Raw genomic sequence first — 14,491 nt, 5'->3', positions numbered from 1 at the left:
TGAATCTATTGTTGCGACTCAGGCAAATATACCGTGATTTCATCACCGTCATCTGTTACGAACAATTGACAGCTTAAACGGCTGGTTTCCTGAACCGGGCTGGTGGTGCACTCCAGCATTTCCTCTTCCGGCGCCGATTTGGGGTCGAACTTGCCGACATCTTTTTCGTCGACATAAACATGACAGGTTGCACACATGGCCGACCCACCGCACTCCCCAACAATGCCATCCACACCGCCGTTTACGGCGGCTTGCATCAGGTTCACGCCCGGTGACACATCCAATTCCGTTACCGTGCCTTCAGCACTAATGTATTTAACAACAGCCACTTTTCTACCTTTCAAAAATCAACGTGGAACCAGGCGCACCGGCAAAGAATCCAGCGCGCGCAATGTATTGTTCAAACGACGCGTAGGCTCGCCGATTTGTTCAATTCGCTTTACCTTGTTGGCCAGCGCAGTGAGAATCAACTCGCCCTCGAGGCGCGCAATGGCTTGCCCCACACAACCATGAATACCGGTTCCGAACGCCATGTGCCCGGTTGCCTTGCGGTCGATGTCGAACACATCGGGATTTTCCCATTTGCGTGGATCGCGATTTGCCGCCGCCAAAAAGAACAAGACCTTGTCATTCTCCTTCATGGGCGCACCGGCAAACTCAACATCGCGATTCACGGTGCGGAAAAACGTTTGAACCGAAGATTCAAAGCGCAGCGTTTCTTCAAATGCAGGCCGTGCACGTTTGGGTTCGGCCGCCAGTTTATCGTATTGCTCCGGAAACTGAGCAAAACAATATATTGCATTACCGATACCGTTCACCGTGGTATCAACGCCTGCCGACAAGAAGGAACGTACCAGCATCGGCGCTTCTTCCAACGTAATCTCACCTGCGTCGGCTGCTTGGTAAATTTGATCTCCGAACCCGCCGGGGCGCAATTCTTCGCGACGGCACTTGTTCATAATCCATTCACGCACGGGTTCATACTTTTCAACCGCACGCTGGAAAATATGATTACGCGGCCCGAACGAGTTGAATACCATGTCGCCGTACAACAATAGAATTTCGCGCTCGTCTTCGGCCAGGCCAAGCGCATCGGGGAACACCTGCAAGGGATACACTTTGGCCAAATCATTCACCGCATCGATTTCCCCTTGCTCCAGCAAGCGGTCAATCAGCACTTCCGCCTTCTCTTGAAAGTCGCCGCGAATCTGCTGCACGACCTTGGGCGACAGAATACGCGAGAGAATGGCCCGCGCCTTGGTGTGATCGGGGGGATCTGCTTCCAGAATCAGGCTGGGCGGGCGAAACGGTTTTTCCACGCGGAAATTGGCCAACCCCACCCCGGCGGATGAAATAAAGTTTTCCCAATCACTGAGCCCGGCTTTCACCTGCTCGTATCGCGTGAACGCCCATAAGCCGTAGCTGTCCAGCCACACCGCCTCGCCCGCTTCACGCATTTGCTCGTGATATGGATAGGGCATGGTGAGAAAATCGTCGCCGAATGGGTCAATATCCAGGCGCGGAACGGAGTCCGGTGGTGTTGTGGTTGAAGTTGAGGTAGTCATTTTGTCTCCTGTCAGAATGGGCTGTATCTATTCCGCAACCGCAATGTAGCGGTCGAGAATGGTGGGGTCATTTATGAGCTCGGCTGTGCCGCTTTCATAAATAACCGCCCCGTGATCCAGCACCAAGGCACGCTGCGCAAACTTCAGCGCCTCTTGTACTTTTTGCTCTACTAAAACAATCGCCACATGCTGCTCGCGACTGAGCTTGTCGAAAGCATGCATCAATTCTTCACAAATAATGGGCGCCAGCCCTTCCAAAGGCTCGTCGAGCAACAACAATTGCGGCTCGCCCAGTAAGGTTCGCGCCACCGACAGCATTTGTTGCTCGCCGCCCGACAAGGCCTGACCCCCATTGTTGCGACGCTCATAAAGACGGGGAAACAACTCATACGCTTTTTGCACTTCGGAACGCGGCCGGTTACGTAAACCTGCAATCAGGTTTTCCTCTACGGTAAGAGAGGGAAAAACGTCGCGTGTTTGCGGTACGTAACCAATACCCCTTCGGGCACGTTCAACCGTGCTAAGGCGCGTAATATCATGCCCCTGCCAGTACACCGAACCCGCGCGATATTGAGTCAGATTCATCACGCTTTTCAACGTGGTGGATTTGCCCACACCATTGCGGCCCAACAAACACACTCGCTCGCCCGGTGCAACGGAAAACGACACTTCGTGCAGAACAGTCAGCGGACCGTATCCGGCTTCCAGTGCTTTAACCTCCAGGAGCATACTCATACTTGCGCCTCGCTTCCAAGATACACCGACCGCACCACCTCGTTCCGTCGAATCTCATCAGGCGTCCCGTCGGCCAGCACTGCGCCGTTTGCAAGCACCAAAATTCGTTGGGCAAAGCGAAAGACTAAATCCATATCATGTTCAATAATGACAACCGCCAAATCCGCCGGCAATTTATCCAATGCATCCAGAACCAGTTGTGCCTCGGAACGCGGCACACCGGCCATCGGCTCATCGAGCAACAATACTTTTGGCTTCAAGGCCAGCGCCAACGCAATCTCAACCAGACGTTGATCGCCGTACGCCATCTCGGCAGGAGCGTGCCGGGCAACACGCGACAATTGCAGGTCGGCCAAAATATGCTCGGCCTCCTCAATAACTTCCGTGTAGGCATTCTTGTTACGCCACATATGCCCAATTGAGCCATCGCGCTGATGAATGGCCAGCGCCACCTGGTCGAGCGCGGGGATGTCCGGCGCCAGGCGCGAAATCTGAAAGGTACGAATCAAGCCGTGACCGACCCTGCGATGGCTGGGCCATTCGGTGACGTCTACGCCGTTTAAATGAATGCGACCGCTATCGGAACGCAATACCCCGCCAATTTGATTCACCAGCGTTGTTTTACCGGCGCCATTCGGGCCAATAATCGCCATGCGTTCACCGGCGCTCAGCGCAAAGGTCACGTCATCAGTAACCGTCAGCCCGCCAAAAGCTTTATTTAAATGCTCAACCTGCAGCACAGTCATGCGCCCCTCCCGATCAAAGAAAGCACGTTACGGCCAATGCGACTCATAAAACGGTTCAAGAGTCCTTTGGGCAGGAACACGACCAACATGAGCAAGCCACCAATCACAAACAGCCAATGGAACGGGTTCGCCGTGGCGGCGTAATGGTGAATAACGGAATATAAAGTCGTACCAATAATGGCGCCGTTCAAGGTACCCAATCCGCCCAGCACCAGCATGACCAAAGCCTCTGCTGACAGTTCAAAACCAAGGCTGTCAAGGCTCACCACTTGTGTCACCTGGGCGGACAGCGCACCGGCCACACCGGCGAAAAAGCCGGCAATTACATACAGGCGTACCAAATGTGGATAGATGCGGGTGCCGTTTGCCGCCATGCGCTCCCGGTTCTCACGAATACCAACGCAACACAAGCCAAACGGCGAGCGCATAACCCGGCGCAGTACGGCATAGCAAACCAGCATTGCGATCATGCTGTACCAGTAACCGGTTACACCAAACATATCGAAATTGAACTGCCCAAGAAGCGGCGAAATGTCGTAACCCGTTAAGCCGTTATCACCGCCCGTTATCCCCTGGAAACTATTTGCAAGGCTTTGCAGAATTAACGTGACGGCAATCGTTAACATTAGAAACGCCAGCCCTTGATAACGTACCAGGAAAAGACCGGATATAAAGGCAACCAGCGCACCCGAACCGGCTCCCACCAGCAAGCCAAGCAATGGATCGGGCGAAAAATGTTTGGCGAACAGACCCGCACTGTAAGCCCCCATGCCGAACATGGCGGCATGGCCTAATGTCGGCAAGCCGGCGTAACCCGTTACCAAGTCCAGAGACATGACCAGAATGGCCATAATGGCGATATGGGTCAGCATGAGAAGGCTGCCTGGGAAAAACCAATACAGCGCGAACATCACTGCCAGTGCCAGGGCATAGCCCAGCCAGGCAAAGCGTGCCATGTTTGCACCGGCACCTAAGGAATATGAAGCATTAGGCATCAGTGTCTCCGCAAAATACCTTCAGGGCGCCAGGCTAAAAGCAGAATCATGGCGACATAAAAGAAAAACGTACCGAAGTCGGAAGCCAGATACCTTCCCGCGGTATCAATAACCCCCAGCACAAGCGCTGCAACCAGGGTTCCAGACACGCTGCCAAGCCCCCCTACCGACACCACGACCAACATCAGCACCAAATACTTCAAGGGATAATAGGGCTCCAGCGGCATCAGCTCCGCCCCCAGCGCGCCCCCAAGCGCGGCCAGACCGGCCCCGAAAGCAAAGGTGGCGCATTGAACCAAACGAATATTGATGCCCAGCGAGGAAGACATGGGTGCGTTATCAACTGAAGCCCTGAGCCAGATACCGAATCGAGTCTTGGCAATGATGAGCCACAACAAAAGAACAACGACCAACCCCATTACGATGACAAACACACGTTGCGTGGGCAAGGTCCGATCACCCAAAGACATGGAGCCATCGAGCCACTCAGGCAATGGAATTAACTGAATGTAAGGCCCGGCCAACAAGTTGGCCAGGGCAATTGCCGCAAACGTAAAACCGATCGTAAACAGCACCTGCTCCAGCTCAGTACGTTTGTACAGAAACCGGAAAACAAAGGTTTCAAGCAGTGCAGCCAACACGACTGCAGCCAGAACGGCCAGCACCAAGGCAGCCAAAAACGGATAACCTTCCTCACGCACCAGCCAGGCGGCAACGTAACCACCGGCCATGGCAAAAGCCCCATGCGCAAGATTGATGAACCGCATCAGGCCCATCGTGACGGACAGGCCTACGGAGATGATGAAAAGCACCATCCCGTAGACAATGCCGTCTATCAGAATATTACTGAAGAGCTGCACGCCCGAACCCCTTCCTTCTACGTTGTGATTACTTTTTCAGACCGTGGTCGGGTTGCATGCCGAAATTTTCGATTTCGGTATTCACAAGAATGTCACCATCACGCTCAACTTCCCGCAAATAGACGTTCTGAGTGATATGGCGGGTTTCGGGATCGATCTTGGCAGGGCCGCGAGGGCTTTCCCACTCATAGCCTTTAATCGCTTCAATGGCCTTATCACCGTCTTTCTTGCCGTCAGTCGCTTCAACCATTTTGTGAATGATGTGCATGCCATCGTAGGCGCCTACGGACGCATAGTTTTCCAGTGCATCGGCCGCCTGCGCTTTCATAGCCTTTTTGAATTCGCGATTGGCGTCTGAGTCATGCGCGGCCGAATAGTGAAACGCGGTCTTCAAACCCAGTGCGGCATCGCCGAACTTCTGCAAGTCGAACTCATCCATTTCCGCGGTACCAAGGAACTCGATTCCCGCTTCACGCAAACCGTTCTCGTTGTAGGCATTCACGAAACCCAAACTGGGTGGGCCACCAGGAAGAAAGACATAAACCGCTTCGGCACCCGATGCCTTGATACGCTGCGCAAACGGACTGAAGTCATTGGTGTTAAGCGGCATGCGGATGCTTTCAACAACCTCGCCGCCCAAACGGGTGAACTCTTCCTTGAATGCGGTTTCCCCGTCGACACCCGGCGCGTAATCGCTTACGGCTGTGACCACTTTCTTAATACCTTGCTCGTGCGCCCAACGGGCAATAGGTACAGTCACCTGCCACAAGGTGTAGGAAGTTCTGACGAGATAATCGGATTTCGGGGTAATAGACGACGTAGCCGCGTTAAAAATGACCGTGGGCGTTTTTGATTCCTGCACCAAAGGCGCAACAGCCATGGCGTTGGGCGTAAACACGATACCACCGAGATAGTCGACACGATCACTCACGATCAATTCCTGGGCGGCGGTTTTTACACCACTGGGGTTCGGCCCGCCGCTGTCACGATAAATGATTTCGATATCGTGGCCGGCAAACTTGCCCCCTTGCTGTTTCAAATAAGACTCGGCACCATCTTTGAATAACTTGCCATAGTGCGCAAACGGACCCGAGAAAGGGCCAATAATACCCACTTTAACCGTATCGGCGTGAGCAAAACCGGTAATAGAGGCGGCCATCAATGCGATGGCGCCCAAACGAAGCGCTTTCTTCATTTTGTCTCCTGATTTATTAATTTTCGTGCACAGGAAGTGCGCATAAGAACGCCACTTTTCTGCCACTTGGGGATCAGTCTAAATTCAACTTGTTGGTATGTCAACTAGTTGAATCACCAACGAGTTGTAATTACAACCAGTTGGTATACCAATCAAATAGCCCTGCATACGAGCCCGACTGGACGCAATCAGGTACACCGCCTAATATGCCTATCATTGCCTGCACGCGAATTAAATACACATGGGTTTTACGCGATCACTTCAAACCGCCTGGCTAACCGAAGCGGTTCGTCTTTATGAAATCAAAAACGGCCGCTGCGAAGATGCACAGGAAACCCGACAAGCACTCACCCAAGGCAAAACACTGGAAGCGCGCCTGAGTATTCGCGCAAATGCGTTGGCCGAAAAGCTCGCATTCACACCCAAGGTCAACGTCATTACCTCACAAGCCCACTGGGTGCTTTCGGGGCTGCTGTTGCTGGGCATTTTGGGCGGCGTTTCAGCCGCCGTCAGCGCACTGGGCAGCGGGCAGCAACCGGTGAACCTTTTGGTGGCCTTACTAACGTTACTTGGCCTGCACCTTGTCACCCTGGTGCTTTGGGTTATTTCACTACAAGTGGATACCGCCGGGCCACCCGGCTTGGGAAAAGTATGGCTGGCCCTGACGCGCAAGCTGAATAAACAGGCAGACAACCATCTGTTAGTGCAAGGCCTAACCAGCACACTGAGTCGCACCGGCGCGCTCAAACCCACATTAAGCGTGGTGAGTCACGCTATTTGGGCAAGTCTGATGGTTGCGATCATCCTTACGCTGCTTATCCTTCTGTCCGCCAGGCAATATCAATTCCAATGGGAAACCACCTTGCTGGGGTCGGGCGTGTTTCTGCAATTCACCCAAGTACTCGGGTGGTTTCCCTCGCTATTGGGCTTTGCAACGCCCGACTCAAGCATTATTGATACCAGCATCGGCTCGCCCTCCACGCTTGCCGGTGCCGGTGTCGACTGGTCAAGCTGGTTAATTGGTTGCGTTTTGGTTTATGGCTTTATTCCGCGTGCCGCTCTCATGTTGATCTGCATGCGGTGGGCGCAGCGCAGCATTCGGGTCACGCCGATTGACACCACCTTACCCGGTTATATAAACCTGCACCCACATCTCATGCCCGAAAGCCAGGTGATCGGCATCGATCGTCCTGCCCCGCAAACGCTTTCGTCCGCGAAGCCGACCACCGCCGCCGCCTCTTTTGACCACACCAAACCCTTTGCCATATTAGGCCTGGAATTAACCGCCGACACACCCTGGCCGCCCATCGCTTTAGGGCAGACGGGAAACGATTTGGGGCGTGTTGACTCGCGCGAGCAGCGCAAACAGGTTTTGCAAACGTTAGAAGCACACCGGCCTGAACAGATCATTACGGTGTGTGATGCCAGCCAAACACCCGATCGTGGCACTTTGCATTTCCTGCAGCAGTTAGCCGCAGCCGGCTCAAACCTGTATGTTGTCGTGCAACCCAGTCAACCCGAAAACAATCGTGACTGGGTCTGGCAGGAACAGATAGAACACCTTCCCGCCCATTCAATACACATAAGCTCCAACCTGCAAACATTGCTCGGCACCCAAGCAAAGCAGCCCAATCATGCAAGCTAATTCAACCATTCCGCTCAGGCTGGCCGTTGTCGGACACACCAATACAGGCAAAACGTCGTTACTGCGAACGCTGACACGCGACCCAAATTTTGGGCAGGTTGACAATCGACCGGGTACAACACGGCACGTGGAAACGGTTAGCTTACAGATTACGCCGGATATTGCGATTCAGCTTCTGGATACGCCGGGACTTGAAGAAGCAATGGAACTCGGTGCACTCATCGACCAAATCAGCCCCCCGGCAACGCGTCTTGACGGGCCGGAGAGGATTCAACGCTTCCTTCAATCGACTGAAGGAGTGCAGCGCTTTGAACAGGAGGCACGCGTATTGCAGGGGCTGCTAACCTGCCAGGCAGGCTTATACGTTATTGATGCGCGCGACCCCGTTTTAAGCAAGCACAAGGAAGAATTGGCTATTTTGGCACAGTGCGGCCGCCCACTGCTGCCCGTGCTTAATTTCATACACGCTCCCGGACAACGCACCCATGAGTGGCGTCAGGCCTTGTCACGCTTAAACCTGCACGCAATGGTTGAGTTCGACACCGTGGCACCGGCACTGAACGGCGAAGACCAGTTATACGACAAGCTTGCCCTGTTACTGGATTCATTTTCCAGTCTGTTGAAAAAAATAAAAGTCAGTGTCGCGGAGCAAAAGAAAAAACGCCATGAAGATGCATTAATGCTCATCGCCGACCTGCTGATCGACGCCGCCGCTTTCCGGCTAACAGCGTCCCCCGATAAAAAAGAAATCGACGTGGCCACCAAACAATTGCGGGACACCATCCGGCAACGCGAACAGCAATGTGTCGCGCTATTGCTTCAACGGTTCAACTTTCGCGGCGAAGACTACCTTAACCAGGCATTACCACTGGAAGGGGAAAAATGGGGCATGGACTTATTCAGCCCCCAAGCCCTTAAAGATGCGGGCGTCGAGGTCGGCCTGGGTGCCGCGACAGGGGCTGCAGCCGGCTTTACGGTAGACCTGGTTACGGGCGGATTAAGCTTGGGCGCCGGAACGCTGGCCGGCGCCGCTGCAGGCGGTTTATGGCAAGGTGCCGAGCGATATGGCCGGCGCCTGTTGGGGCGTTTACGCGGTTACCGCGAAATCAGCCTGAACGACCAGGTCCTGCGCGTGCTGGCGGCACGGCAATTAACATTGCTTAGCGCACTGGAACGTCGTGGGCACGCGGCAACTCAACCGATAGAGATCAAGATGAATGAACACGCCATCGTGCAAAACAAACAATTGCCTGATCCCCTGCAAGAAGCCCGCGCCAACCCGGATTGGTCAAGCATGAGTGCAACGCACGAAAGCTCACCCAGACGCCGCCGACGCGTCACTGAACTCGCGCAGCAACTCGCACAGGAAAACTAATCTAATCGCGTTTCGGGCTGTTCAACCCTGCCTGCACCGCAGGGCGCGCCTCGAATGCCTTCAATGCTCGGGAGACCTCCGGAAAATCAGCCATACCAAGCAGCTCACTTGCCTCATAAAAATGAACTGCGCTGCGAACCCACGGAAAGATGGCAATATCGACTAAAGAATAATCTTCACCCATTACCCACGGACGCCCGGTTAAACGCTGATTCAAAACATTCAGCAAACGACGCGACTCGCTAACATAGCGATCGCGTGGCCGCTTGTCTTCGTACTCTTTTCCGGCAAACTTGTGAAAGAACCCCACTTGACCAAACATAGGGCCGATACCGCCCATTTGGAACATCAACCATTGAATGGCGTGATAGCGCCCGGCCGGATCTTGTGGAATCAACTTACCCGTTTTATCGGCCAGATACAGCAAAATCGCACCCGACTCAAACAAAGCCAGCGGCTTTCCGTCGGGGCCGTCCGGATCGATCATGGCCGGAATTTTGTTATTGGGGTTCAGTGACAAGAACTCAGGCGACAATTGGTCATTCTCCTGAAACCGAACCAAATGCGGTTCGTAAGGCAAACCCAGCTCTTCAAGCATAATGGACGCCTTGGCACCATTCGGTGTGGGCAGAGAATACAACTGAATCAGGTCGGGATGATGCGCCGGCCACTTTTGGGTAATAGGAAAAGCAGATAAGTCGTACATGAATTTAGAAGCCTTGAAATGAATGTATTGAAACAAAGATACAGCATTAATATTCGGCTGAACGCCCGGTTAAAGCCACACCCATTCGTAACAAAGCGTGGGCCCCGGCGTCAAGCCAGCGAGTCCACCATGATACTTTTTCCCACACAAGGGGTGTAACGTGTTGGCTGCTCGATTTAATCTCCGCTTCCAAACGAAGCCGCAAATCGCGGGCAAAATCCTTGTCATCAATATAGACGTTGGCCTCCCTGGCCAATAACAAACTGAATGGGTCCATATTGGCCGAACCGACCATCGCCCGGTCGTCGATCACTGCAACTTTGGCATGCAGATAGCTGGGCAAGTACTCATAGATTTCGATACCTTGCTCCAGCAAAGTGCCATACATGCTTCGGCAGGCGCGAAACTGCAACGCGTACTCGGAACGCCCCTGCAAAAGCAAACGCACGCACACGCCCCGAGCTGCGGCGTCTTGCAAAGCCTTTTTTAGAGCCCGGCTCGGTAAAAAATAGGAGTTGGCAATCAACACATACTGCGTCGCACGGTTAATTGCGCTGATATAGGCATGTTCAATTAACTTGCGATAACGCACGTTGTCCCGAAAGAGTACCGCCGCGCGCAATGAGCCCGCCCCCTTTTTGGCACGATCTGAAACGCCGCCCCTTCTACGGCGCCAGGAACGCAAACGCTTGTAAAAAGAGGCCCAGTTCTCGCGTTGGCGCCAAGCCATTTTGGCCCATAGTGCAACTTGGGCATCGCGCAAATCATTCACCACAGGGCCTTGAACCCGCACCGCAAAATCAAAGCGCGGTTTCGGGCCATAACCATCGATAGGCACATCAACCAAATCATCGTGCACATTAATGCCGCCCAAAAAGGCAAGTTCCTGGTCAATAACCACCACTTTGCGATGCAAACGCCGCAAGCGACGCAAACTGAAACGATAAGAGCCTATTCCGCGCGGCTCGGGCCGGTAAACGCGAAATTGGGCGCCCATTGCCGAAAAGCGGCGCTGTAACTCGGGAATATGCTCAAAGCTGCCGAAACCATCAACCACAACGCGAACTTTTACGCCTCGCTCACAGGCCTGAGACAAATGGCGTAAAATACCATAGCCCGTTTCATCAAGATTGAAGATATAGGTTTCAAGATGAACGCTATAGCGGGCTTGATCAATTTCTTCGCACAAAGCCGGGAAATAGGCCTGACCGTTCTGCAATAAAGTAATTTCATTGCCCTCACGCCAAAGGGCGAAATCAGCGTAATGTCGGGCTCCGGAACGCAATCGCATAGCGCCTCCTTGCCCTTTAGGGTAATTCCAGTTCCGTCAGGATAGGGGCATGATCCGACAGCTGCGTCCAGGGTTTGCCGTGCAAAACACGGGCGTGGCGCACCGCAAAGCCTCGCTGATAAATACGGTCGAGACGAAACCAGGGAAAAACAGCAGGAAAAGTGCGCGGCGGCGGAGTCATGCGGGCCAGCCCGTTGACACCCAACTCACGCGATTTACGCGGTAACGGATTATGGCTGCCGAACATGCGAAACGACTGGCCCAGATTACGAAACGACTCGGGTAAAGTGAGCGGCCCCGTTTGAGCAGCATGAGGCGCCACCGAAAACACTTCGTAAAGGTTTAATTGTTTAACGAACATCGGTGCCAGACGATTGTTCCAATCATTGAAGTCGCCGGCGATAAGCAAAGGGGCATGCGCAGGAACAAGGCGTTTAATCCGGTCAACCAACGCTTGCGTCTGACGCGAGCGCCCTCCTGCGAACAAACCCAGATGAACCACGAAGCAATGCACGTCTTGATCGTTAATAGACAAAATTGCGTGCAACAAGCCGCGTTGCTCCAAGCGGTGATCCGACACATCCTCGTTTTCATAATTCAATACCGGAAAACGCGACAGCAACGCGTTCCCATGATCGGTATGTTTACGAACCGCGTTGCAGCCGTAACAGACCTGCATGTTTAACGCGGCCGCCAACGACTCGTGTTGCGCATCAAGTGTGGATTGACGCTGATTGCGGCCTTGAACTTCCTGCAGAAACAATAGATCGGGGCGCAGCCCGTAAAGCCCTAGCCGCAACTGCGACAATGACTCACGAGCCCCTATGGCCGAACGCCCTTTATGAATGTTGTAACTGACAACCCTGAGCACGGACACGGCCAACCCCTTGATGAACTAAGACATAACGTGCGCCCTTATGAAGGGCTTTCCACCTTGCGCAAACGAATATGCAATTCGCGCAGTTGCTTTTCATCAACCGGCGACGGTGCCTGGGTAAGGAGGCATTGCGCACGTTGGGTTTTAGGGAAGGCAATAACGTCGCGAATGGATTCGGAACCGGTCATCATGGTGACCAGACGATCCAGACCAAACGCCACCCCACCATGCGGGGGCGCGCCGTATTGCAGTGCGTCGAGCAGGAAGCCAAATTTTTCCTGCGCTTCTTCCGGGCCGATATTCAAAGCACGGAACACCTTGCTTTGCACGTCGGCACGGTGAATACGCACGGAACCACCACCCACTTCCCAACCATTAAGCACCATATCGTACGCTTTGGCCAGTGCCGCGCCAGGCTCGGATTCCAAGAGTTCTTCGTGACCGTCTTTCGGACTGGTAAACGGATGGTGGGCGGCGAAATAGCGCCCCTCTTCGGGGTCGTACTCGAACATGGGGAAATCAACCACCCAAAGCGGCTTCCATCCACTTTCGAACAAGCCGTTCTCTTTACCGAAATCACTGTGACCGATTTTCACGCGCAGCGCACCCATTGCATCGTTCACCACTTTGGTTTTATCCGCCCCGAAGAAGATCAGATCACCCGATTGGGCGCCGGTGCGTTCAATCAGTGCCGTTAACGCCTGCTGATGAATATTCTTCACAATAGGCGACTGCAAGCCTTCGGGAATCGCAGCCGCATCGTTAACCTTGATGTAAGCCAAACCCTTGGCGCCATAGATGCCCACGAATCGTGTGTAAGCATCGATCTCACTGCGCGGCAGACTGCCACCACCCGGCACCCGCATGGCCACCACGCGGCAGGCCTCATCGTTTGCAGGGGCGGAGAACACCTTGAACTCAACCTCTTTCATAATGTCGGAGATATCGGTGAACTCAAGCTTAACCCGCAGATCGGGCTTGTCGGAGCCAAAACGGCGCATCGCTTCAGCCCAGGTCATAGTGGGGAAGGCTTCAGGCAAATCAACGTCTTGGACTGTCTTGAAGACATGACGCATCAAACCTTCGAATATCTCGCGAATTTGCTCTTCATTCAGGAAAGAGGTTTCGCAGTCGATCTGGGTGAACTCGGGCTGCCGGTCTGCGCGCAAGTCTTCGTCGCGAAAGCATTTGGTAATTTGGTAATATCGGTCAAACCCGGACACCATTAACATCTGCTTGAACAGCTGGGGCGACTGCGGCAAAGCAAAAAACTCGCCCGCATTCACGCGTGAAGGAACCAGGTAATCGCGCGCACCCTCCGGTGTGCTTTTGGTGAGCATCGGGGTTTCAATATCCACAAAACCCAGATCATCCAGATAGCGACGTACTGCCATTGAAACGCGATAGCGAAGCATCAGGTTGCGCTGCATTTGCGGGCGACGCAAATCGAGCACACGATGTGTGAGTCGGGTAGTCTCTGAAAGATTTTCATCGTCGAGCTGGAACGGCGGTGTAACCGAGGCATTCAGGATTTCAATATCACGACACAAAATCTCAACGTCGCCCGAGGCCAAATCGGCATTAGTCGTGCCTTCAGGGCGCAAACGTACAAGACCGGTAAGTTTCAGGCAATATTCATTACGAATGCGCTCAGCAGTCGCGAACGCCTCTACGTTATCGGGATCCACCACAACCTGGGCCAGCCCTGCGCGGTCACGCAAGTCGATAAAAATTACGCCACCATGATCGCGACGACGATGCACCCAGCCAAACAGGGTGACGGTTTGGTCCAGTTGATCGCGACCAACCTCGCCGGTGTAGCAAGTACGCATGTGGGAATACTCCGTATTAATTCGTTTTGGTTTAATCAAGACTGCTTATTTTCGGTGCCGGACGGCACGCTGCCCCCGGGTGCAACCACACCCATGGACACAATATACTTAAGCGCCGTGTCGACGCTCATATTAAGCACATGAACATCGTCACGCGGCAGCATCAGAAAAAAACCTGATGTGGGATTAGGGGTGGTTGGCACATAAACACTCACATACCCCGGGCCAAGCTTATCGGCCACCTCGCCACCGGGCGCACCGGTTAAAAAAGCAATGGTCCAGGCGCCCTGACGGGGGTACTGGACCAGGACAGCTTCACGGAAGGCTTGCCCGCTGGGCGATAAAACAGTATCACTAACCTGTTTAACCGAATTATAAATGGAACGCACCAAAGGGATCCGACCCAGCAACCATTCCCAGCGTCCGACCAGTGCCTGGCCGATAAAATTGGCGCCGGCCAGCCCCGTTAAAAACACAACAACAATAACCAATAACAGTTGAAAGCCCGGGATGGCATAACCGAACAACGACTGAGACGTCAGAAACGCGGGCACCACGCTTTCCAGCGTTGTAAAGACCAGCGCCAAAACCCAGATCGTAATGACAAGCGGGATCCAGATCAGCAACCCGGTGACGAAATAACGTTTAAAGCCGCGCATAACCTTGCCT

The 14,491-nt window shown here is 53.7% G+C and carries 14 protein-coding genes; 2 read left to right on the top strand and 12 right to left on the bottom strand.

Going from position 1 to position 14,491, the window contains the following annotated elements:
* Nucleotides 1–5: 5 nt before the first annotated feature.
* From G9Q38_RS04605 to G9Q38_RS04575, 7 genes are read right to left on the bottom strand one after another with little or no spacing between them, the layout of a single operon-like run.
* On the bottom strand, nucleotides 6–329 hold the full coding sequence (locus tag G9Q38_RS04605; protein ID WP_119442391.1) for a 2Fe-2S iron-sulfur cluster-binding protein: 324 nt from the start codon (nucleotides 327–329) through the stop codon (nucleotides 6–8).
* Between the two features lie 18 nt (nucleotides 330–347).
* On the bottom strand, nucleotides 348–1,565 hold the full coding sequence (locus G9Q38_RS04600; RefSeq protein WP_166128251.1) for a cytochrome P450: 1,218 nt from the start codon (nucleotides 1,563–1,565) through the stop codon (nucleotides 348–350).
* A 27-nt stretch (nucleotides 1,566–1,592) separates the two neighbouring features.
* Nucleotides 1,593–2,300, bottom strand: coding sequence for an ABC transporter ATP-binding protein (locus G9Q38_RS04595; RefSeq protein WP_166128248.1), 708 nt, complete (start codon nucleotides 2,298–2,300; stop codon nucleotides 1,593–1,595).
* Nucleotides 2,297–3,046 carry an ABC transporter ATP-binding protein gene (locus tag G9Q38_RS04590; protein ID WP_166128245.1) on the bottom strand — a complete coding sequence of 250 codons (750 nt, stop codon included), beginning with the start codon at nucleotides 3,044–3,046 and terminating at the stop codon, nucleotides 2,297–2,299. Before G9Q38_RS04590 ends, G9Q38_RS04595 begins: the two co-directional genes overlap by 4 nt.
* Complete coding sequence (locus G9Q38_RS04585; RefSeq protein WP_166128243.1) at nucleotides 3,043–4,041, bottom strand: branched-chain amino acid ABC transporter permease; 999 nt, start codon at nucleotides 4,039–4,041, stop codon at nucleotides 3,043–3,045. The genes G9Q38_RS04590 and G9Q38_RS04585 overlap by 4 nt, the downstream gene beginning before the upstream one ends.
* Nucleotides 4,041–4,901 carry a branched-chain amino acid ABC transporter permease gene (locus G9Q38_RS04580; protein WP_114420362.1) on the bottom strand — a complete coding sequence of 287 codons (861 nt, stop codon included), beginning with the start codon at nucleotides 4,899–4,901 and terminating at the stop codon, nucleotides 4,041–4,043. Before G9Q38_RS04580 ends, G9Q38_RS04585 begins: the two co-directional genes overlap by 1 nt.
* Nucleotides 4,902–4,929: 28 nt before the next feature.
* Complete coding sequence (locus G9Q38_RS04575) at nucleotides 4,930–6,096, bottom strand: ABC transporter substrate-binding protein (RefSeq protein ID WP_119442397.1); 1,167 nt, start codon at nucleotides 6,094–6,096, stop codon at nucleotides 4,930–4,932.
* 241 nt (nucleotides 6,097–6,337) lie between these two features.
* Here G9Q38_RS04575 and G9Q38_RS04570 point away from each other — a divergent pair, with 241 nt between their 5' ends.
* Nucleotides 6,338–7,741 carry a DUF2868 domain-containing protein gene (locus G9Q38_RS04570; protein WP_166128240.1) on the top strand — a complete coding sequence of 468 codons (1,404 nt, stop codon included), beginning with the start codon at nucleotides 6,338–6,340 and terminating at the stop codon, nucleotides 7,739–7,741.
* Nucleotides 7,731–9,116 (top strand): DUF3482 domain-containing protein, encoded by a 1,386-nt coding sequence (locus tag G9Q38_RS04565; protein ID WP_166128237.1) that lies wholly within the window; start codon nucleotides 7,731–7,733, stop codon nucleotides 9,114–9,116. Before G9Q38_RS04570 ends, G9Q38_RS04565 begins: the two co-directional genes overlap by 11 nt.
* Before the next feature lies 1 nt (nucleotide 9,117).
* Here G9Q38_RS04565 and G9Q38_RS04560 read toward each other — a convergent pair whose 3' ends face one another.
* Genes G9Q38_RS04560 through G9Q38_RS04540 form a run of 5 tightly spaced genes read right to left on the bottom strand, consistent with a single transcriptional unit; the run spans nucleotide 9,118 to nucleotide 14,481 of the window.
* Nucleotides 9,118–9,822 carry a glutathione S-transferase N-terminal domain-containing protein gene (locus tag G9Q38_RS04560; RefSeq protein ID WP_166128234.1) on the bottom strand — a complete coding sequence of 235 codons (705 nt, stop codon included), beginning with the start codon at nucleotides 9,820–9,822 and terminating at the stop codon, nucleotides 9,118–9,120.
* Nucleotides 9,823–9,868: 46 nt separating this feature from the next.
* Entirely contained in the window at nucleotides 9,869–11,113 is a 1,245-nt protein-coding gene (clsB, locus tag G9Q38_RS04555) for a cardiolipin synthase ClsB (RefSeq protein ID WP_166128232.1), read from the bottom strand.
* 16 nt (nucleotides 11,114–11,129) lie between these two features.
* Nucleotides 11,130–11,990, bottom strand: a complete 861-nt coding sequence (locus G9Q38_RS04550) for an endonuclease/exonuclease/phosphatase family protein (RefSeq protein ID WP_166128229.1) — start codon at nucleotides 11,988–11,990, stop codon at nucleotides 11,130–11,132.
* A gap of 38 nt (nucleotides 11,991–12,028) precedes the next feature.
* The gene (gene aspS, locus G9Q38_RS04545; RefSeq protein WP_166128226.1) at nucleotides 12,029–13,822 is read right to left on the bottom strand and encodes an aspartate--tRNA ligase; all 1,794 of its coding nucleotides are present in this window, start codon (nucleotides 13,820–13,822) and stop codon (nucleotides 12,029–12,031) included.
* A gap of 35 nt (nucleotides 13,823–13,857) precedes the next feature.
* Nucleotides 13,858–14,481, bottom strand: coding sequence for a DUF502 domain-containing protein (locus tag G9Q38_RS04540; protein WP_114420354.1), 624 nt, complete (start codon nucleotides 14,479–14,481; stop codon nucleotides 13,858–13,860).
* Nucleotides 14,482–14,491 lie beyond the last annotated feature (10 nt).

Source organism: Pusillimonas sp. DMV24BSW_D, from assembly GCF_011388195.1.
Taxonomy (GTDB): domain Bacteria; phylum Pseudomonadota; class Gammaproteobacteria; order Burkholderiales; family Burkholderiaceae_B; genus Neopusillimonas; species Neopusillimonas aestuarii.
Note: the sequence above shows the minus strand (reverse complement) of the source record. Positions and strands in the feature narration are given on the sequence as shown.

Coding starts and splice junctions, on each gene's coding strand:
- G9Q38_RS04600 (WP_166128251.1), bottom strand. CDS start 1,565: ATGACTACCTCAACTTCAACCACAACACCACCGGACTCCGTTCCGCGC.
- G9Q38_RS04595 (WP_166128248.1), bottom strand. CDS start 2,300: ATGAGTATGCTCCTGGAGGTTAAAGCACTGGAAGCCGGATACGGTCCG.
- G9Q38_RS04590 (WP_166128245.1), bottom strand. CDS start 3,046: ATGACTGTGCTGCAGGTTGAGCATTTAAATAAAGCTTTTGGCGGGCTG.
- G9Q38_RS04585 (WP_166128243.1), bottom strand. CDS start 4,041: ATGCCTAATGCTTCATATTCCTTAGGTGCCGGTGCAAACATGGCACGC.
- G9Q38_RS04575 (WP_119442397.1), bottom strand. CDS start 6,096: ATGAAGAAAGCGCTTCGTTTGGGCGCCATCGCATTGATGGCCGCCTCT.
- G9Q38_RS04570 (WP_166128240.1), top strand. CDS start 6,338: ATGGGTTTTACGCGATCACTTCAAACCGCCTGGCTAACCGAAGCGGTT.
- G9Q38_RS04565 (WP_166128237.1), top strand. CDS start 7,731: ATGCAAGCTAATTCAACCATTCCGCTCAGGCTGGCCGTTGTCGGACAC.
- G9Q38_RS04560 (WP_166128234.1), bottom strand. CDS start 9,822: ATGTACGACTTATCTGCTTTTCCTATTACCCAAAAGTGGCCGGCGCAT.
- clsB (WP_166128232.1), bottom strand. CDS start 11,113: ATGCGATTGCGTTCCGGAGCCCGACATTACGCTGATTTCGCCCTTTGG.
- aspS (WP_166128226.1), bottom strand. CDS start 13,822: ATGCGTACTTGCTACACCGGCGAGGTTGGTCGCGATCAACTGGACCAA.
- G9Q38_RS04540 (WP_114420354.1), bottom strand. CDS start 14,481: ATGCGCGGCTTTAAACGTTATTTCGTCACCGGGTTGCTGATCTGGATC.